General features: G+C 59.7%; 18 protein-coding genes. 6 read left to right on the forward strand and 12 right to left on the reverse strand.

Annotated elements, in window-relative coordinates; genetic code table 11:
• Window positions 1-148: 148 nt before the first annotated feature.
• Complete coding sequence (locus tag PH547_RS00325) at window positions 149-925, reverse strand: SDR family NAD(P)-dependent oxidoreductase (protein WP_104822894.1); 777 nt, start codon at window positions 923-925, stop codon at window positions 149-151.
• Window positions 926-1,031: 106 nt separating this feature from the next.
• Between PH547_RS00325 and PH547_RS00330 the strand changes: the two genes are divergently transcribed.
• Window positions 1,032-1,619 (forward strand): TetR/AcrR family transcriptional regulator, encoded by a 588-nt coding sequence (locus PH547_RS00330; RefSeq protein ID WP_104822895.1) that lies wholly within the window; start codon window positions 1,032-1,034, stop codon window positions 1,617-1,619.
• A 57-nt stretch (window positions 1,620-1,676) separates the two neighbouring features.
• On the opposite strand, the gene PH547_RS00335 is transcribed toward PH547_RS00330, so the two are convergent.
• The gene (locus tag PH547_RS00335; protein ID WP_104822896.1) at window positions 1,677-2,291 is read right to left on the reverse strand and encodes an FMN-dependent NADH-azoreductase; all 615 of its coding nucleotides are present in this window, start codon (window positions 2,289-2,291) and stop codon (window positions 1,677-1,679) included.
• Window positions 2,292-2,427: 136 nt separating this feature from the next.
• On the opposite strand from PH547_RS00335, the gene PH547_RS00340 reads away from it, so the two are divergent.
• Window positions 2,428-3,396 (forward strand): LysR family transcriptional regulator, encoded by a 969-nt coding sequence (locus PH547_RS00340; RefSeq protein ID WP_283050140.1) that lies wholly within the window; start codon window positions 2,428-2,430, stop codon window positions 3,394-3,396.
• Window positions 3,397-3,431: 35 nt separating this feature from the next.
• Here PH547_RS00340 and PH547_RS00345 read toward each other — a convergent pair whose 3' ends face one another.
• Together PH547_RS00345 and PH547_RS00350 are read right to left on the reverse strand one after the other, a co-directional pair.
• The gene (locus PH547_RS00345) at window positions 3,432-5,420 is read right to left on the reverse strand and encodes a bifunctional 2',3'-cyclic-nucleotide 2'-phosphodiesterase/3'-nucleotidase (RefSeq protein WP_285167095.1); all 1,989 of its coding nucleotides are present in this window, start codon (window positions 5,418-5,420) and stop codon (window positions 3,432-3,434) included.
• A 137-nt stretch (window positions 5,421-5,557) separates the two neighbouring features.
• Window positions 5,558-5,917: a PilZ domain-containing protein gene (locus PH547_RS00350; RefSeq protein ID WP_104822899.1), complete on the reverse strand. Its 360-nt coding sequence runs from the start codon at window positions 5,915-5,917 to the stop codon at window positions 5,558-5,560.
• A gap of 174 nt (window positions 5,918-6,091) precedes the next feature.
• Here PH547_RS00350 and PH547_RS00355 point away from each other — a divergent pair, with 174 nt between their 5' ends.
• Window positions 6,092-6,901: an endonuclease/exonuclease/phosphatase family protein gene (locus PH547_RS00355; RefSeq protein ID WP_199773542.1), complete on the forward strand. Its 810-nt coding sequence runs from the start codon at window positions 6,092-6,094 to the stop codon at window positions 6,899-6,901.
• A gap of 16 nt (window positions 6,902-6,917) precedes the next feature.
• Here the strand turns inward: PH547_RS00355 and PH547_RS00360 are convergent, their stop codons facing one another.
• On the reverse strand, window positions 6,918-7,379 hold the full coding sequence (locus PH547_RS00360) for an Lrp/AsnC family transcriptional regulator (protein WP_104822900.1): 462 nt from the start codon (window positions 7,377-7,379) through the stop codon (window positions 6,918-6,920).
• A 150-nt stretch (window positions 7,380-7,529) separates the two neighbouring features.
• On the opposite strand from PH547_RS00360, the gene ald reads away from it, so the two are divergent.
• Window positions 7,530-8,648 (forward strand): alanine dehydrogenase, encoded by a 1,119-nt coding sequence (ald, locus tag PH547_RS00365; RefSeq protein WP_285167096.1) that lies wholly within the window; start codon window positions 7,530-7,532, stop codon window positions 8,646-8,648.
• A gap of 17 nt (window positions 8,649-8,665) precedes the next feature.
• Here ald and PH547_RS00370 read toward each other — a convergent pair whose 3' ends face one another.
• The 5 genes from PH547_RS00370 to PH547_RS00390 all read right to left on the reverse strand — a co-directional run bounded on the left by PH547_RS00370 (window position 8,666) and on the right by PH547_RS00390 (window position 12,512).
• A complete protein-coding gene (locus PH547_RS00370; protein ID WP_104822902.1) occupies window positions 8,666-9,175 on the reverse strand; it encodes a DUF1203 domain-containing protein in 510 nt (169 codons plus the stop codon).
• A gap of 71 nt (window positions 9,176-9,246) precedes the next feature.
• Window positions 9,247-9,759, reverse strand: a complete 513-nt coding sequence (locus PH547_RS00375) for a GNAT family N-acetyltransferase (protein WP_104825077.1) — start codon at window positions 9,757-9,759, stop codon at window positions 9,247-9,249.
• Window positions 9,760-9,818: 59 nt separating this feature from the next.
• Window positions 9,819-10,676, reverse strand: a complete 858-nt coding sequence (gene sseA, locus PH547_RS00380) for a 3-mercaptopyruvate sulfurtransferase (protein WP_104822903.1) — start codon at window positions 10,674-10,676, stop codon at window positions 9,819-9,821.
• Window positions 10,677-10,729: 53 nt separating this feature from the next.
• A complete protein-coding gene (locus tag PH547_RS00385; RefSeq protein ID WP_104822904.1) occupies window positions 10,730-11,467 on the reverse strand; it encodes an alanyl-tRNA editing protein in 738 nt (245 codons plus the stop codon).
• Between the two features lie 4 nt (window positions 11,468-11,471).
• A complete protein-coding gene (locus PH547_RS00390) occupies window positions 11,472-12,512 on the reverse strand; it encodes a cysteine synthase A (protein ID WP_104822905.1) in 1,041 nt (346 codons plus the stop codon).
• Between the two features lie 295 nt (window positions 12,513-12,807).
• Here PH547_RS00390 and PH547_RS00395 point away from each other — a divergent pair, with 295 nt between their 5' ends.
• Window positions 12,808-13,638 carry an SDR family NAD(P)-dependent oxidoreductase gene (locus PH547_RS00395; RefSeq protein WP_283050153.1) on the forward strand — a complete coding sequence of 277 codons (831 nt, stop codon included), beginning with the start codon at window positions 12,808-12,810 and terminating at the stop codon, window positions 13,636-13,638.
• A 4-nt stretch (window positions 13,639-13,642) separates the two neighbouring features.
• On the opposite strand, the gene PH547_RS00400 is transcribed toward PH547_RS00395, so the two are convergent.
• Window positions 13,643-15,100, reverse strand: coding sequence for a cryptochrome/photolyase family protein (locus PH547_RS00400; RefSeq protein ID WP_104825078.1), 1,458 nt, complete (start codon window positions 15,098-15,100; stop codon window positions 13,643-13,645).
• Between the two features lie 248 nt (window positions 15,101-15,348).
• Here PH547_RS00400 and PH547_RS00405 point away from each other — a divergent pair, with 248 nt between their 5' ends.
• Window positions 15,349-16,461: a sn-glycerol-3-phosphate import ATP-binding protein UgpC gene (locus tag PH547_RS00405; protein ID WP_104822907.1), complete on the forward strand. Its 1,113-nt coding sequence runs from the start codon at window positions 15,349-15,351 to the stop codon at window positions 16,459-16,461.
• 244 nt (window positions 16,462-16,705) lie between these two features.
• On the opposite strand, the gene PH547_RS00410 is transcribed toward PH547_RS00405, so the two are convergent.
• Window positions 16,706-17,620 (reverse strand): ABC transporter permease subunit, encoded by a 915-nt coding sequence (locus PH547_RS00410; RefSeq protein ID WP_104822908.1) that lies wholly within the window; start codon window positions 17,618-17,620, stop codon window positions 16,706-16,708.
• Window positions 17,621-17,625 lie beyond the last annotated feature (5 nt).

Here is a 17,625-nt window from a genome sequence, read left to right on the forward strand (position 1 = left end):
CTCAGTTGGAGGAAGTGCCTGTCGCACGCTCGAAGCACGGAAGGGCTTTTGTCAAAAAAGTCGGTCGCATAACTTTGAGTTCCGCGACCGATTTTCTGCGACAGCAATTACCAGTGGCCGAATATAGGCCTTGCTTTCTCCGATCCGTTTACGCCGTGCGGAAAAGCTTGGCACCCGAGGGAGCGCTGGTCGCGCCGCCGTCGACGGTGATTTCGATCGCCGTGACGTTCCGGGAATCGTCCGATGCGAAATAGAGGGCAGCGTTGGCGATCTCGTCGGCTTCGCTCATGCGGCCAAGCGGGCTCAGGCTACCGAAACGGGCTTCGAGGGCATCCTTGGCATCTTCCGTCATCGCCCGTGTGTTCCAGATCGGCGTCTTGGTGGCGCCGGGCGTGACCTGGTTGACGCGGATGCCGCGCGGGGCGAGTTCGGATGCCAGGTTGCGGGTCATGGCGCGGACGGCACCCTTGGTGCCGGCATAGGCGGAGTAGCCGGGGATGCCGAGAACAGCGTGCACGGAACCGTTCAGGATCACCGAGGCGCCGTCGTTCAGATGCGGCAACGCAGCCTGCACCGTAAAGAAGACGGCGGTGAAGTTGGTGCGCACCACCGTCTCGAACTGCTCAAGCGTGGTCCTTCCAACGGCGGTTTCGCCGGCAATCCCCGCATTGGCGAAGACGATGTCGAAATTGCCGAGCTTCTGAGCCGCGTCGGCGAAAGCTTTCTCGGTGGCTGCAACGTCGGTGACATCGACCTGCAGTGCCAGCACATCGCCGCCAAGCTCTTCAACGGCGGCGGCAAGGGTCTGTGGATTGCGGCCGGTGATGGCGACCTTGGCGCCTTCGGCGAGGAAGAGGCGGGCGGTGGCCAGCCCGATGCCGCTGTTCCCACCTGTGATGATGGCAACCTTGTTCTTGAGACGCATGTTCGTAGCTCCTATTGGCTTTGATCACGATCTGGATTATGATCGTTCTCTATAAGGATTATGATCATAATCTACATTCGTCAAGGTAGATCGAGGAGATTTTTCGATGGGTCATTCTCAGTTGGAGAAGCAGAAGACGCATGAGCGCATCGTGACACTTGCCGCCAAGCGCCTGCGGGAGGAGGGGCTGGAGGGTATTGGCGTTGCCGATCTGATGAAGGAAGCCGGCCTGACGGTCGGCGGATTCTACAAGCATTTCGCCTCCCGTGACGAACTCGTCGCTGAAGCCGTCCAGGTGGCGGTGGAATCGTGGCGGCGGCAATTGGAGGGGAAGGGGATCGATCCGGCGGATATTTCTCTGGAGGACTATGCCGACGATTATCTCAGCACGCTACATCGCGACCACCGCGGCGAAGGCTGTGCCTATGCAGCGTTGACGGCCGATATCGCGCGCAGCGGCGATGCCGTGCGAACCATTGCAACGGAAGGGATACGGAAAAACTTCGAAACGATGGCCGCGCGCCTGCCGCACCAGGATGCCACGGAGATGCGGCGCAATGCCATTGTCGCCTCATGCTTGATGAGCGGCGCGGTCGGCCTTGCGCGCATCGCAAACGACGAAGAGCTCTCCCGTGAAATTCTGGAGGCTGCGAAGAGCTTCTTGAAGGAACTGGCGACAGACGGCCGGAAATAAAAAATGCGGCCGGTGGGGGACCGGCCGCTCGCAGGGAATTGCGATTGTTTTGAAAGCTTAGGCGGCAAGTGCCAGTTCGGTTGCGCGGGCTTGGGCAGCGCCGATCGCCTTTTCAGCGGCTTCCGGACCGAAGGCAAGGCCTTCGACATAGACGGTCTCGACTTCGGTGATGCCGATGAAGCCGAGAACCGACTTCAGATAGGGAACGGCATGATTGAGCGGGGCAGCCGGACCTTCGGAATAGACGCCGCCGGAAGCGAGCACAATATAAGCCTTCTTGCCGGTCACCAGACCCTTGGGGCCGGTTTCCGTGTAGGTGAAGGTGCGGCCGGCGCGGGCGATGTTGTCGATCCAGGCCTTCAGCGACGAATAGATGTTGAAGTTGATGAGACCGGTGCCGATGACGACGGTGTCGGCAGCAAGCAGCTCGTCCACGAGTTGGTCGGAAACCTTGACGGCTTCGGCCTGCTCGGGCGTGCGAGCCTCGACCGGGGTGCGGATGGCGGCGGTGAAGAGTTCATCGATATGCGGCAGCGGCGCAGCGGCCAGATTGCGATGGACGATCGTCTTGCCCGGGTTCTGGGCCTTGATCTTGTCGGCAAGCTCGCTGGCGATCTTGGTGGAAAGCGAGTCGCTGCGCGGGCTGGACGTCAAAAGCAGAATAGAGGACATGGTCGTGTTCCTTTTCAATGAGTTGCGAGAGCCAGGCAGGGAGGCCAGCCATCGTTCGAGAAAAGAAATAAGTCTGCAGTGCCATCGAAAAAACTGTGATAATATGGATTGGAATTATCGATAGAATGGATGGCCCATGCTTCCCAATCCGACCCTCGACCAGTTGCAGGTCTTTCTCACCGTTGCCGAATCCGGCAGCTTTTCCGCCGCATCGCGAACCTTAAACCGTGCGCAATCGGTCATCAGCTACACGATTGCCAATCTCGAGGCCCAGCTCGAGGTACCGCTATTCGAGCGTTCCGGCTCCCGTCAGCCAACATTGACGGACGCGGGCAAAGCTATGCTGGAAGATGCGCGTCGTATTCTCGGCGATCTCGAAGTGATGCGTGCGCGCGTCAAAGGTTTGAAGGCGGGACTTGAATCGGAAGTGGCGGTGGCCATCAGCGTCATGGTGCCGATACATGCCACCGTCGACGTGTTGAGCGAGTTTCGCGAGCGCTTCCCGCTCGTCTCGCTTCGGCTCGACACCGGCGAACTCGGCACGATGATGGAACTCGTCGCCAGCGGTAAGTCTACGATCGGTATTGGTGGCGCGGTGTTCAAGAAGGATGATTCGCTGGTCGTCGAGCGTATCGGGCACTCCTTCATGCTTCCGGTCGCGTCGCCCCATCATCCACTCGCTCAGATTGGGAGGCCGTTGACGCTTGCCGATGTGCGGGAGGAGGTGCAATTGGTCGTTACCGATGCCTCCGGTCTCACGAGTGGCAAAGATTTCAACGTCCTCTCCTACAAGATCTGGCATGTCAGCGATATCGCGACCAAGCATCAATTGATGCGCGGCGGCCTCGGCTGGGGCGGGCTGCCGGCTTCGCTCATCATGGAAGACCTACAGAAGGGACGGTTGGTGCCTCTGGCCCTCGATGCGTACGACCAGAGCGAATATCCGATCTACGCCGTCCACAAGCTTGCCAGTCCTCCCGGTCCCGCCGCTGCCTGGATGATCGAAGCCTTCAGCTCGCGCCTTTCGCGATGCCCGAACCAGGCGGATTTCAAGGCGGCCGTCGAAATGTTTCATCCGAACGAGAAGCCGTTGGCGGCGGAGTGAAAACCCTCCCCCGCGCGGGGGGAGGGTCAACGGAATCAGAGTACCAGCCGGTAATTGCGGAAGCCGTCGACACCTTCGCCGGCGTCCTCGATCTTCACGCTCTTCACATCAGCGAGGAAATCCTTAGCCTTCGGTGAGCTCTGGAACAGAACGGTCGTGCCCGGCAGCGGCTTGAAGGTCCAGTTGCCGTCAGCGGTCGGATTGATCGTGCCCTGGTCATGGACATAGCGGACGATAACGTCGCGGTTAGTATCCGGAGCCTGATAGACGACCTTATCCGAAGCGATTTCCGGGAAGTTGCCACCACCGCCGGCGCGGTAGTTGTTGCTGACGACCAGGAATTTCTGAGCCGGATCGATCGGTTTTCCGTCGAACTGCAGGTTCCGGATGCGATTTGCGTCGGCATTCAAGACCTTGCCGTCATCGCCGAAGCGGCGCGGCTGCGAGAGGTCGATCTGGTAGGTGACACCGTCGATGACGTCGAAGTTATAGGACGGGAAACTATTGTTGATCAGATCCGCATCCTTGGCGCCCGGTTGGACCTGATTGAACATCGCTGCGGACATTTCCAGCCAGTTCTTGACCTGCGCGCCGTTGATGACGACCGCCTGCACCGTATTTGGATAGAGGTAGAGGTCGGCGACGTTTTTGATGGCGATATTGCCGGCGGGAACGTCGGTATAATAGTCGGCGCCGTTGCGGCCGCCGCATTTGAAGGGCGCAGCCGCCGAAAGCACAGGCAGATCCTTATACTGCGTCTCCTTCAGCATGTTCTTGATGTACCAGACCTGCGCCTGGCTCACGATCTGCACCGACGGATCGTCGGCAACGAGAGCAAAATACGAATAGAGCGGCGCAGAGGTCTTGCCGACGGGCGTGCGGACATAGGTCAGCGTCGCCTCATGCTCGGCCTTTGCCGCTTCCACCACTTCCTTCTTGTCGGCGACATCGGCGATGACCTTCTTCTTGTCGTCGCGGTGATAGATCGGCCGTGCTTCGGAGGTGAAGTCGACGATCTTCCAGCTCTTGCCGTCCTTTTCGAGCAGCAGGTCGATCAGACCGAGATGCGAGCCCCAGAAACCGGCCATGACGGCGGGCTTGCCGTGCAGCGTGCCCTTCACCGGATCGGCGCCCTTGATACCGTCCCAGGTCTTCGGGCCAGGGAAGACGAGATGCTGGTGGCCGGTGAAGACGGCATCGATGCCGTCAACTGCCGCAACGTAGAGCGAGGCGTTTTCCATCTTGTCGCTCGGGCCGCTGCCGTCGATGCCGGAATGCGAGAGGGCGATGATGATGTCGGCGCCTTCTTCCTTCATGACGGGTACCCAGGCCTTGGCAGCCTCGACGATGTCGCGCGTCTGTGCCTTGCCTTCAAGGTTCTTGATGTCCCAGAGCATGATCTGCGGCGGCACGAAGCCGATGAAGCCGATCTTGATCGTGTTCTCATTGCCGGCGCCATCTTTGATCTTCTTGTCGAGGATCAGATAGGGCTTGAAGAACAGGTCGTCCTTCTTCGGGTCGGAGGCAAGCTGGCCCTTGGTCAGATTGGCGCAGACGAAGGGGAAATTCGCTCCGCCCAGAACCTTGAACATGAAGTCGAGGCCATAGTTGAACTCGTGATTTCCGAGCGTGCCGACCTCATAGCCGAGCGTGTTCATTGCCTTGATGACGGGATGGACGTCGCCGTCCTTCATGCCGTGCTGATAGGCCATGTAGTCGCCCATCGGATTGCCCTGAAGCACGTCACCATTGTCGATCAGCAGCGAATTGGTGGCCTCGGCACGGATGTTGTCGATGATCGTTGCCGTGCGCGACAGACCCATCGTGTCGTTCGGCTTGTCGGCGTAATAGTCGTAGGGGAAGACGTTGACGTGAATGTCCGTCGTTTCCATGAGACGCAGATGCGCCTGATTGCCGGCGGCGCGGGCGGCAAATGGATGCAGCACGATCAGCGCGGCGGTGGCGCTGAGGCCCTGCAGCAAAGAACGGCGCGACATGCTGGGCAATTCCAGAATGGAAGACATGAAACACTCCTTCAACAATGAATCCATGATCCCTCGATCACCTTTCGGGGCGAGGGAGATTAAGACGATTTTTGAAGGTGTGCACTAGTAATATGACAGACTTATTGTGGCTTCGGCGCCAAGGAGCGAAGAAGCCGTCAGCGTTTCAGAACCGGCTGTATGTCCTTGTGGAAAAAGCGGAAATAGGAAGCAACCTGCGCCGACGCATTGGAGGAGGGGTCGAACTCGATACCGATCCGGCCGCTATGGGTCCAGCGCACGATGCCATCCAATACGCCGATGTCGTCGCATTCGACCCGGACCTTGCTGCCGGCGGCGGCATGGATCGGCGATTGCAGGTCGAGCGCGATGCCGCCGGTGGAAATATTGACCACACGGCCGGTAACCGCCTTGGCGAAATATCGGACCCGACCCATCAGACGGGCATACTTGCGCGGCGAACGCCTCGCTTTGATTTTCAGATTGTTTTCAGTAAGCGGTTTTGAAATCGGCTGCATAACTGACCTCGATGCCTGTGTCTGACAATTCCGGATAGCAGGTAGGCGTTGAAAGGTGCTTAGGACGATCGGTAAAATTGACAGGATCCGTTCCGAATCGGGACCTGTTGCTTTTAATGTTTCAACTCCGGACTTTCTTATGGAGGTCGAGCGGGAGTTTTGGAGAAAGAAGAAATGGCGTTGCGCATCGTTTCGCTGAATGTGTGGGGTGGCCTATTGCATGAACCGCTCATGCAGTACCTAGTCGATGTCGACGCGGATGTTCTGTGCCTGCAGGAGGTCACGCGCACCAAGGATGCACCCTCCGAATGGCTGGTCTATCGCGACCACGGCGTCGAACTTCCGCAACGAGCCAATCTTTTTGAGGAGATCGCCGCTGCCCTGCCCATGCACGACGCCTTCTTCTGTCCGACAGCGCGAGGCGATGTCTTTGACGGTGATCGGCGGATAGCCTCCGAATTCGGCCTAGCAACCTTTGTCCGTAAGTCCTATCCGGTCATCGGCCAGGCGTCGGGCTTCGTACATGGGGAATTTTCGGCCGACGGCTGGGGTCCGCACCCGCGGTCGCGCAACGCCCATTGCATCCGCATCTTCGATTACGAGGGCGGTTTCCCCGTCACCATCGCCCATATGCATGGCCTGCGCGATATCGATGGCAAGGGCGACACACCGGCTCGCCGTCATCAGGCGGACGCGTTGGTGGAGCTCATCCGGCATGTTCACAAGGGCAATGAGAGGCTGGTCGTCTGCGGCGACTTCAATGTCCTGCCGGGGAGCGTAACCTTCGATTCCCTCGGAGCATTGGGGCTTTCCGACCTCGTCACCTCGCGCGGTCATCGCGATACACGGACTTCCTATTACCGCAAGGAGCCGCGTTTCGCCGACTATATGCTGGTGACGTCCGCGGTGGAGGTGATCGAATTCGACCCCGTCGCCGAGCCGGAAGTCTCCGATCACCGCGCCTTGCTTCTGGGTATGCGATAGCTCGACCAGCCGCAGCTCAGAGCCCGACATTCGGCCGGTCGATAATCTCGCGCAGCGCGAAGCTGGAATTGATCTTCACCACATGCGGCAAAGCGGAGAGCCAGTCGCGGTGGATGCGTTCGTAATCTTCGAGATCGCGCGCCGCGACGCGCAGGATATAGTCGTATTCGCCGGACATAAGGTAGCAGACGAGCACGTTCGGGCAGCGTTTCACCGCCGTTTCGAACTCCGACAGCGTCTTGGCGAACTGGCCGGAGAGCGAGATATGGACGATGGCGATCATCTTGTAGTCCAGCGCCTTGTGCGACAGCCGGGCATGATAACCGCCGATAACGCCATTTTTCTCCAGAATGTCGAGCCGGCGCGAGCAGGCTGAAGGCGACAGGCCGACCTTTTCCGCAAGCTCGGCATTGGTGATCCTGGCGTTCTGTTGCAGTACTCCCAAAATCGCACGATCGATGGTGTCTATATCCGGCATTCGAAGATCTTTCGAAAAAATTGGCTTAAACGCAATAATCCACGAAAAATGCTTGTTCGGCAAATTGTCTTTGCAAGGACATTTCAGGGCGAAAGTGGTCTCATCCGTACCGGAACAGTTGCAAACCGGAAAAGCATTCAGGAGGAGCAAATGCGCGTAGGTTGTCCGAAAGAGATCAAGAATCATGAATATCGCGTCGGTCTGACGCCTGCATCCGTTCGCGAATATGTGGCCCATGGTCATGAGGTCTGGGTCGAGACCAAGGCGGGCGCAGGTATCGGGGCCGATGACCACGCCTATATCGCCGCCGGCGCCAAGATCGCCGCCACCGCGAAGGATATTTTCGAAAAGTGCGACATGATCGTGAAGGTGAAGGAGCCGCAGCCTTCCGAATGGTCGCAACTGCGCGATGGCCAGCTTCTCTATACCTATCTGCATCTCGCGCCCGATCCGGAGCAGACCAAGGGCTTGATCGCCTCCGGCGTCACCGCCATCGCTTATGAAACCGTCACTGATGAGCGTGGCGGTCTGCCGCTGCTCGCGCCGATGTCGGAAGTTGCCGGCCGTCTGTCGATCCAGGCGGGCGCCACCGCGCTGCAGAAGGCCAATGGTGGTCTTGGCATCCTGCTTGGCGGTGTGCCCGGCGTTCTGCCGGCCAAGGTTGCCATCATCGGCGGCGGCGTCGTCGGCCTGCATGCGGCCAAGATGGCGGCCGGCCTCGGTGCCGATGTCAGCATTCTCGATCGTTCGCTGCCGCGTCTGCGCCAGTTGGACGATATCTTCAACGGCCGTGTTCACACGCGCTATTCCAGCATCCAGGCGCTGGAGGAAGAGGTCTTCGCCGCCGATCTCGTGATTGGCGCCGTATTGATCCCCGGCGCGGCGGCGCCGAAGCTTGTCACCCGCGAAATGCTGTCCGGCATGAAGAAGGGCGCCGTTATCGTCGATGTCGCCATCGACCAGGGCGGTTGCTTCGAAACCTCCCATGCAACCACCCATTCCGAACCGACCTATGAGGTCGACGGAATCGTGCACTATTGCGTCGCCAATATGCCGGGGGCGGTTCCGGTCACCTCGGCGCAAGCGTTGAACAATGCCACCATCTATCACGGCCTCGCGCTCGCAGATCGCGGCCTGCGCGCCATTGCCGAGGACAAGCACCTGCGCAACGGCCTCAACATCCACAAGGGCCGTGTCGCCAACAGACCCGTCGCCGAAGCGCTCGGCTACGAGGCCTTCGCCCCGGAAAGCGTCTTGAACGTGGCGTAAATCCCATCGCGCTCACGTCAGACGGAAGCGCCGGCGTCACCGTATGCCGGCGCTTCTTTTTTATTGATCCGGCACTGATAGCAATTATTGCGCGCCGAGCGGACATGCACATAGGCGATGCCTTCGCGGCTCAGGAGTTCGCCAGCATAGGCCTCGATGTCGCCGATCGGTGTCACGGCACCGGTGCCGTAGACGATGCGGTTGTTTTCGCCATAGCCGCGCACGATGAAATCCGGACTGGTGGTCAGCACGGGCGGCAGGACTTCCTCGGCTTCGTAACGCCGGCAAGGCACCTTATGCAGGAAAACCGGCCCGGTCTCGGCGTAGGGCTGCAGATCCGGAAACGGCCGATAGGCGAAGACATAGAGCTCTTCGCCCGCATCGATATTTTGCAGGCAGTGGCGACAGGGATGGCCGGGACCATCCGAGATCATTGTCTCCGGCCGGTGACTATAGGCGTCCACGCCGCCGTTCCAGAGAGCTTCGGCATCGGACGTGGGCATGGCGGCAAAAGCAATCGCAGACATGGCAAATCTCCTTTTTAGGGTTTGTCATGTGATGCGCCCCGATAGAGGGAGAAGCCACCCGATTCCTGCGGCTAGCTTTTCTTTGCCAGCTCCAGCAGTTCCTTGTCGCTCAGCGGCCTGACGATGCCTTCGCCGGTTGAAACGGGGGAGAAGCCGAACATCTGGTAGAGCTGAAGCGCCCGCGGATGGTCGAGATTGTTGGTGGTCGTGGTGATGCGTTGCGGGCTCAGCGTCCACATGGCGTAGAGCGCCTGCAACAGGAACCATTTGCCGATGCCGAGCCCGAGAGCGTGCTCGATCAGGCCGAAATGGCTTAGCTCGATCGTCTCCTCATCCTCGCGGAAATATTCGAAGAAGCCGGCCGGCGCGCCGTTGACATAGAGCACGCTGATGTCGTTGCGCTGGTCGTGCAGGACGGCCGTCAGTTCCTCGTCACGCAAGCGAAGCCGGTCGACCCAATGCCAGCGGGCACCGACCTGGCGATAGAGATAGCGGTAAAACGGCAGGGGAATGCCGGGCGAGCGCATGATTGCCGTCTGGATATTGACAGGCACGGGCAGGCTCGCCTTGGGAGGCGCGGTCATTTCCAACCGGGTGATATGGACTTTGAGAGACGATGGCGTTTTCACGGGGTCTGCGCCGCTCAATCTTTACCGGTGACGATGCGCGTATCCGGCCGGCTGCCCCATTCCGACCAGGAGCCGTCATAGAGACGATTAGCGCCATGGCCGAGCGATTCCAGCGCCAGCGTGATAATGGCGGCAGTGATCCCGGAGCCGCAGGTGGTCACCACAGGCTTTTCAAGATCGATGCCGGCCTTCTCGATCGTTTCGCGCAGTTCCGGCAGGGACTTGAACTTGCCGTTCACCGCGAAGCTGCCGGACGGAAGGCTTTTTGCGCCCGGCATATGGCCGGAGCGCATGCCTTCGCGCGGCTCCGGTTCGGTGGCGGCGAAACGACCGGCACTGCGGGCATCGGCGATCTGCAGCGAGCCGCTGTCGACGATCTCGCGCATCTCTTCGAAGGGGACAACACGGGCTGCGTTGAAATTCGGCTTGAAGGTGGCCGGTGCAAATGCGGGCAGGGCGGTTTCCAGCGGCCGTCCTTCGGCCTTCCAGCCATCCAGGCCGCCGTCGAGCACGAAGACATTCGCGGCGCCCATGACGACATGAAACAGCCACCAGACCCGCGGCGATGCGAAGACGCCGGGACCATCATAGACCACGATGCGATCGGTCTCGCTGATCCCGAGCTTGCCGACCTCGGCCGCGAAGAATTCCGGCGAAGGCACCATATGCGGCAAGTCGGTGGAGTGATCGGCGATCTTGTCCTGATCGAAGCGGATGGCGCCGGGAATGTGGCCGCTGGCATATTCGGCATCAGCATCGCGCTTCTGCGCCGGCAGGTAGAAGGATGCGTCGAGGATACGCAGGTCCTTGGCGCCCAATTCGTTCTGCAGCCAGTCGGCGGATACGACGAAACGGCTCTTCTCCGCTGTCATGATGATCTCTCCCTGATTTATATCGGGCCTTGTTTAATCCAGGAACCGCCGGGTCAAACTTCGTCGGCGGGCGTGCCGAAACGGATGCGGAAGCGGCGGTTCTCCTTGCCCTTCTTCTCGATCTTGGCGATGTAGATTGCCCCGACTTCCTGCGTTTCCGACACATGTGTGCCGCCGCAGGGCTGGCTGTCAATGGCGGAGTTTTCGCCGATGCAGACAAGGCTGACGCGGCCGAGTCCGATCGGCGGACGCACGTTCTTCGATTTGACGATACCCGGATTGGCTGCAAGCTCCTCATCCGTAATCCACTGGACGAAAACGGGATGGTTCTCATTGACGAGCGCCATCATTTTCGCCGTCACCTCGTCCTTGTCGATCGTCTCGCCCATGTCGAAATCGACGCGGCTTTCATCCTCGCCGACCGCCGCACCCGTGATCGGATATTGGCAGACGACCGAGAGCAGATGACAGGCCGTGTGCATGCGCATCAGCCTATAGCGGCGCGGCCAGTCGACATGCAGCACCAGTTTTTCACCGACGGCAGGCTTTGCTTCTGCCTCAAGCGGCACATGGACGATGATGTCCTTCGTCGCTCCATGCTTCGTCTGGCCGAGCGTGATTTTCGAACCATCCGCGCGCTCGAAGAAACCGGTATCCCCCGGCTGCCCGCCGGAGGTCGCGTAGAAGCAGGTTTGATTGAGCTCGATGCCCCCATCCTCGTGAATTGCGGTTACGACAGCCTCGGCGGTCGAGAGATAGAAATCGTCACGATAAAGGGCATTCACCGACATAAGATCACGCGAGGTTTTCGTAAGGAATAGGAATATCGGAATTCGTCGTCAGATATGCCGGCAGCGGCAGACCCTTCGAATTCAGGAAATCCGGATTGAAAAGCTTGGATTGATAGCGGTTGCCATAGTCGGCGAGGATGGTCACGATCGTATGGCCGGGGCCGAGATCCCTAGCAAGGCGTACGGCGCCGGCAATGTTGATGGCCGTCGAGCCGCCGAGGCAGAGACCTTCGTGTTCGACCAGATCGAAGACATAGGGCAGGGCTTCGGCATCACTGATCTGATAGGCGAAATCGGGCGTAAAACCTTCCAGATTTGCCGTCACGCGGCCCTGGCCGATACCTTCGGTGATCGAAGAGCCAGAGGATTTCAGTTCGCCGTTCTTGTAGAATTCGTAAAGTGCCGCCCCTTCCGGATCAGCGATGCCGATCTTGATGTCCTTGTTGAAGGCATGCAGGCCCATGGCGACACCCGCCAGCGTGCCTCCGGAACCAACGGAGCAGATAAAACCGTCGATCTTGCCGTTGGTATCGGCCCAGATTTCCTTGGCGGTGGTTTCAATATGCGCCTGACGGTTGGCGACGTTGTCGAACTGGTTGGCCCAGATCGCTCCGTTCGGATCGGTCTTTGCCAACTCCGCAGCAAGCCGGCCGGAAACCTTCACGTAGTTGTTGGGATTTTTGTAGGGGACGGCCGGCACTTCCACGAGCTCGGCGCCGAGCAGCCTCAGGGCATCCTTCTTTTCCTGGCTCTGCGTTTCGGGAATGACGATGACGGTGCGGTAGCCGAGCGCTTTGGCGACCACCGTCAGGCCGATGCCGGTATTGCCCGCAGTCCCCTCGACGATGACGCCGCCGGGCTTCAGCAGGCCTTTCTTTTCGGCATCGCGGATGATGTAGAGCGCGGCGCGATCCTTGACCGACTGGCCGGGGTTCAGGAACTCCGCCTTGCCGAGGATGGTCGAGCCCGTCGCCTCGGAGGCACCCTTGAGTTTGATCAGTGGCGTGTTGCCGATCGCTTCTAGGACGGAGGGATGGACGGTCATGGAATCTCTGCCTTCTGTTCAGGACTACTGTAAGAACGGTCTTTTCCCTTCACAAGGCGGCATAGGCAAGAAATTCTGTTCCTTGCTGCTTGTTCAAGCCGCAAAATTCGACTTGGCAGCATTCGTTTGCCTAAGTCTTTCATGGGGTGCCTAGTCTCCAATTGGTGACATTGTTTTCCGCGCGGAGCCGCTAAACCGGCCGAAAGCGGCCACAATGATACGCTATTGCTAAAATGCCACGGTCGGTCGCGGCTAAGCGTTTGATGTAGACGACCGCCAGCCAAGGAGAAGAACCATGAGCCCGTTCATCGCACGTCCTGAACATGGAGTCGTCTGGATCACCGGCGCCAGTTCCGGCGTCGGCCGCGCTCTCGCGCTGAAACTGGCGGAAGAAGGATACAAGGTGGCCGTTACGGCGCGCAGCCACGAAAAACTCTTGGCTCTACAGGCCGAGGCAGGCGCTCTTGCCGGCAGCATCGTGGTGCTGGACGGCGACGTGACCGATGCCGAGGATATGGAGCACACGGTTGCTGCAATCGAATATCAACACGGCCCCGTCGCCTTGGCGGTTCTGAACGCCGGCATCTATTTGCCGGCGCGAGGCGAAGATCTCAATCATGAGGTGTTCGAGCGCAGTTTTGCCGTCAATCTCCATGGCGTCGTCAACTGCCTCGTGCCGGCGGTCCGGCATATGCGCGCCCGGGGATATGGCCAGGTTGCCTTCGTGTCGTCCGTTGCTGGCTATGGCGGCCTGCCTGGTGGCGCCGCATATGGCGCGAGCAAGGCTGCCCTTATCAACATGGCCGAAAGCCTGAACTTCGAGCTCGAGCGCATGGGAATTCACATCCAGCTCGTCACCCCCGGTTATGTCGATACGCCAATGACTGCGCAAAACAAATTCGAGATGCCGGATATGGTGTCGGCACAGCAGGCGGCTGACGCGATATCAGCCGGATTGAAATCATCGGCTTTCGAGATCAGCTTCCCGAAGCGCCTGGTCTTCCGGGCAAAGCTTTTGAAGTTTTTGCCCTACAGCCTCTATTTCCGCGTTCTCAGATATTTTCTCGGAAGCGGCCGCAACGGCCGGTCGATGGGGACGCGTGCGACTCCGCACCCTGCCGAATAAGGTCTTATCCATCATTTTTCAGCGATGCGTGCGCGTCGAGCGCGCGTTGCCGCGCGGCGGCATGATCGACGATCGGGAGAGGATAGTCCTTGCCGAGTTGTATGCCTGCACGTTTTAGCACGTCGGCCGGCGCTTCGAATGGGCGATGGGTATATTGGCTGTCGAGATCGGCCAGCTCGGGTACGAACGCCCTGATATAGCCGCCATCCGGATCGAATTTCTCGCCCTGTAACACCGGGTTGAAGATGCGGAAGAAAGGTGAGGCATCGGCGCCGGAGCCCGCGACCCATTGCCAGTTCGCAGCATTGGCCGCTGGATCGGCGTCGACGAGCGTATCGCGAAACCAGGCTTCGCCCTCCCGCCAGTCGATCAACAGATCCTTGATCAGGAACGAGGCCGTGATCATGCGGACGCGATTGTGCATCCAGCCGTGACGCCAAAGCTGCCGCATACCGGCATCGACGATCGGATATCCTGTTTGGCCGCGACGCCAGCTATCGAAAAGCTTGACATCCGCATGCCAGGGAAAATCGTCGTAACGCTCGTTCCAGTTGACTGAGTTCAGCTTCGGAAAGTGGAAGAGCTGGTGATAGCAGAATTCTCGCCAGACAAGCTCCTTTCGAAAGCGAACGATGTCGTCCGTGCGCACCTTACCGGCCAGCGCTCGCGTCGCATGCCAAATGCGGGCAGGCGAGATTTCTCCGAGTGCCAGATGTGGCGAAAGCAGGGAAGTTGCCGGCTTGTCCGGGAAATCGCGATCGACCGCGTAGCCGTCGAGCGCGGTCTCCACGAAATTCTCCAGCTTCTCATGCGCGGCAGCTTCGCCCGGTGTCCATATGTCGGGAAAATCCGACGCCCAGTTCGGCTTGCTGGGAAGTAGCGACCAGGAGTCGAGCGAATTCGAATGAGGCCAATGGCCGGGAGCCGGGAGCTGTTCGGGAGCCACGATAGGAAACGGCTGCTCGCCGGACTGCTCCAGTGCGCGCCAGAACGGCGTATAGCTCTTGTAGTGATTGCCGGTGCCCGAGCGCAGGCGCGTTGGCTCATGGAGCAACTGGCCCGCAAAACTATTGGCCTCGATGCCGTTGTCTCGCAGCGCCCGTTTAACTTGCGTGTCGACCGCTATGCCGGCGGGATCATACCGCCGGTTCCAGACGACGGCTTCAGCCCCGGTCTCCGCAAGAAGTTTTTCAAGTACTGTCTGCGCATCGCCTTGTCGGAGGATGAGCTTGCTGCCAAGGGCATGCAGAGCTTTCTGTAGTGCGACCAGCGAATGATGCAGCCACCACTCCTGCGCTGCGCCCAGCGGCCCGCTAGCCTTTTCTCCGCGCTCACGAATGTAGACCGGAATGACCGGACGGTCGGATGTTGCGGCGGCTTGCAGGGCGTGATTGTCGTCGAGGCGGAGATCCTTGCGAAACCACAGCAGCACGGGATTGGGCTCATTTTTCGTGGTCGTCATCGTCCTTGCCTTTGACCAGGCTTCCTCTTCCTTACATGCTTCTTCGCTGCCGGAACCAATATACGAAGCCGTCAGCACAATAGTTCCGCCACCCGCACATTTCATGGTGAATAGCGCACATAACTCTTGTGAGGGAATCTCGATGCCGCCTGTGATATAACGGGGCCCTTGTCACCTTTTTGTAATGCAAGTTCGCTAGCAGTCCAGCGAACTTAAGGCCCCAGAATTGACAGGCAGGAAAGCGCAAGATGGCAGAGATCCGGATCGAGCAAGTTCGCAAGGCCTATGGACGCAATCAGGTCGTGCATGGCGTCGATCTGAACTTCCGCTCCGGCGAATTCGTCGTCATTCTCGGCCCTTCCGGCTGCGGCAAATCCACCCTGCTGCGCATGATCGCCGGCCTTGAGGATATCACCTCGGGCGAAATCATCATCGACGGCAAGGTCGTCAATCAGCTCGAGCCCCGCGAGCGCGGCTGCGCCATGGTCTTCCAGAACTACGCGCTTTATCCGCACATGGATGTCGCCGCCAACATGGGCTACGCGCTCAAGGTGGCCGGTGTACCGCGCGAGGAACGTGACCGTCGCATCAAGGAAACGGCCCGCATCGTCGGTCTCGAAGATTTCCTCGCCCGCAAACCATCAGAGCTTTCAGGCGGCCAGCGCCAGCGCGTCGCCATGGGCCGCGCCATCATCCGCGAACCGAAAGTCTTCCTCTTCGACGAACCGCTCTCCAATCTCGATGCCAAGCTGCGCGTGCAGATGCGTGTCGAAATTCGCCGCCTGCACAAGCGCCTGGCGGCCACCTCGGTTTTCGTCACCCACGATCAGGTTGAGGCCATGACGCTCGCTGACAAGCTGGTGGTCATGTACAAGGGCAATGTCGAGCAGGTCGGCACGCCGCTCGAGGTCTACAATACGCCGCGCACCCGTTTCGTCGGTTCCTTCATCGGTTCGCCGGCAATGAATTTCCTTGAGGGCTCCTTCGCGGCAAATGGCGAGCAATTTATCTTTGATGGCCTGCCGATCGCTGTCGACGCCAATATAGGCAAGCGTCATGCCGGCCAGCCGGTCACGCTCGGCATCCGCCCGGAACATGCGCGTCTCGTGCCGGCCGGCACGCCGGGTGCCGTTCCCGCCACGGTGGATTTCGTCGAAGAACTCGGCGCCGGCCGCGTCATCCATTGCGACATCAACGGCTCCAACTTCGCCGTTGCCGTTGCGGACCATACCACGGGACAGACGGGCGACAGCGTCGGCCTGGAGCTTCCTCAGCAGCATACGCATCTCTTCGCCCAGGACACCGGCCTGCGGCTCGATACCATTGCCTCCGTCACACCCCTCAAGGTTGCCGCAAACTAATTTTCAGACATCAATTTTCAGCAAGAGTGCCCGGAAATCCCTACCGATTTCCGGGCTTTTTATTGCCTGGGCCAAAGGCAGTTGCTGTGGCCCGAAGCTGGCTCTGTCCTGATCGGCGGGAGCACATTCCATCGACGTCGCAATATCGCGACGACGTCCGGTTCTGTCACGCGCCACTATCGCCGCAATGATCCGGCCTCGAAAGTCTGCCGCATTCCCCGGGGAAGCGCGGCAGGCAATCCAATCACTTCTCGGTGGCGATCACTCCGCGAACGACCCAGCGCTGCATCAGCACGACGACGGCGAGAGGCGGCACCATGACGATCAGCGTGCCGGCCATGGCGATGTGCCACTCGGGAAGACCGCCTACGTTCGGGATGAGCTGCTTGAGCTCGGTCACGGCGGTTGCATGCGACGGATCCGTGGTGACGAGCAGCGGCCACAGGTATTGGTTCCAGGCCCAGAGGAACATGATGGTGCCGAGCGCGGCCATGTTGGTGCGCGACAGCGGCAGCAGGATGTCGATGAAGAAGCGCAGCGATCCGGCGCCGTCCATGCGCGCGGCCTCGGTCAGCTCATCGGGTATCGTCAGGAAGAACTGACGGTAGAGGAAAGTACCGGTCGCCGTCGCGACCAGCGGCAGGATCAAGCCGGGGTAGGAATTGAGCAGCCCCAGATCCAGCGAGACCTGAATGCCAGAAATCCTTTCGATGAGCCAGGTGATGCCGGTAACGTCGAGGATCGCCTGGTAGGGCGACAATACGTTGGCGGCGACCGCATAGGTCGGTACGATACGCACTTCGAGCGGCAGCATCAGCGTGACGAAAATCAGCCAGAAGATGAAGCCGCGGCCAGGATACCGGAAATAGACAAGCGAAAAAGCTGTCAGCGCCGAAACGATCACCTTGCCCGCCGCGACGCCGCCCGCGAAGATCAGGCTGTTCAGCAGCTTGGGGCCGAGATTGGCCGTGGTCCACGCCGTCTTGATATTGATCCAGAAATCGGTGCCGGGGACCAACGACATCGGCACCTGGTTAACCTCGGAAAGGTTGTGAGATGCGGCAATCGCGACGATGGCCAGCGGTCCTACCGCCACTATGAAGCCGAGGAACAGGATCACATGGGTGAAGAAATTGAGAATTGGGGTGCGCTCGACCATGTCAG

This window comes from Rhizobium cerradonense, from assembly GCF_030182455.1.
GTDB lineage: Bacteria > Pseudomonadota > Alphaproteobacteria > Rhizobiales > Rhizobiaceae > Rhizobium.

Coding starts and splice junctions, on each gene's coding strand:
- PH547_RS00400 (WP_104825078.1), bottom strand. CDS start 15,100: ATGACGACCACGAAAAATGAGCCCAATCCCGTGCTGCTGTGGTTTCGC.
- PH547_RS00370 (WP_104822902.1), bottom strand. CDS start 9,175: ATGTCTGCGATTGCTTTTGCCGCCATGCCCACGTCCGATGCCGAAGCT.
- PH547_RS00325 (WP_104822894.1), bottom strand. CDS start 925: ATGCGTCTCAAGAACAAGGTTGCCATCATCACAGGTGGGAACAGCGGC.
- PH547_RS00345 (WP_285167095.1), bottom strand. CDS start 5,420: ATGTCTTCCATTCTGGAATTGCCCAGCATGTCGCGCCGTTCTTTGCTG.
- ald (WP_285167096.1), top strand. CDS start 7,530: ATGCGCGTAGGTTGTCCGAAAGAGATCAAGAATCATGAATATCGCGTC.
- PH547_RS00355 (WP_199773542.1), top strand. CDS start 6,092: ATGGCGTTGCGCATCGTTTCGCTGAATGTGTGGGGTGGCCTATTGCAT.
- PH547_RS00375 (WP_104825077.1), bottom strand. CDS start 9,759: ATGACCGCGCCTCCCAAGGCGAGCCTGCCCGTGCCTGTCAATATCCAG.
- PH547_RS00405 (WP_104822907.1), top strand. CDS start 15,349: ATGGCAGAGATCCGGATCGAGCAAGTTCGCAAGGCCTATGGACGCAAT.
- PH547_RS00360 (WP_104822900.1), bottom strand. CDS start 7,379: ATGCCGGATATAGACACCATCGATCGTGCGATTTTGGGAGTACTGCAA.
- PH547_RS00395 (WP_283050153.1), top strand. CDS start 12,808: ATGAGCCCGTTCATCGCACGTCCTGAACATGGAGTCGTCTGGATCACC.
- PH547_RS00340 (WP_283050140.1), top strand. CDS start 2,428: ATGCTTCCCAATCCGACCCTCGACCAGTTGCAGGTCTTTCTCACCGTT.
- PH547_RS00335 (WP_104822896.1), bottom strand. CDS start 2,291: ATGTCCTCTATTCTGCTTTTGACGTCCAGCCCGCGCAGCGACTCGCTT.
- PH547_RS00350 (WP_104822899.1), bottom strand. CDS start 5,917: ATGCAGCCGATTTCAAAACCGCTTACTGAAAACAATCTGAAAATCAAA.
- PH547_RS00385 (WP_104822904.1), bottom strand. CDS start 11,467: ATGTCGGTGAATGCCCTTTATCGTGACGATTTCTATCTCTCGACCGCC.
- sseA (WP_104822903.1), bottom strand. CDS start 10,676: ATGACAGCGGAGAAGAGCCGTTTCGTCGTATCCGCCGACTGGCTGCAG.
- PH547_RS00390 (WP_104822905.1), bottom strand. CDS start 12,512: ATGACCGTCCATCCCTCCGTCCTAGAAGCGATCGGCAACACGCCACTG.
- PH547_RS00410 (WP_104822908.1), bottom strand. CDS start 17,620: ATGGTCGAGCGCACCCCAATTCTCAATTTCTTCACCCATGTGATCCTG.
- PH547_RS00330 (WP_104822895.1), top strand. CDS start 1,032: ATGGGTCATTCTCAGTTGGAGAAGCAGAAGACGCATGAGCGCATCGTG.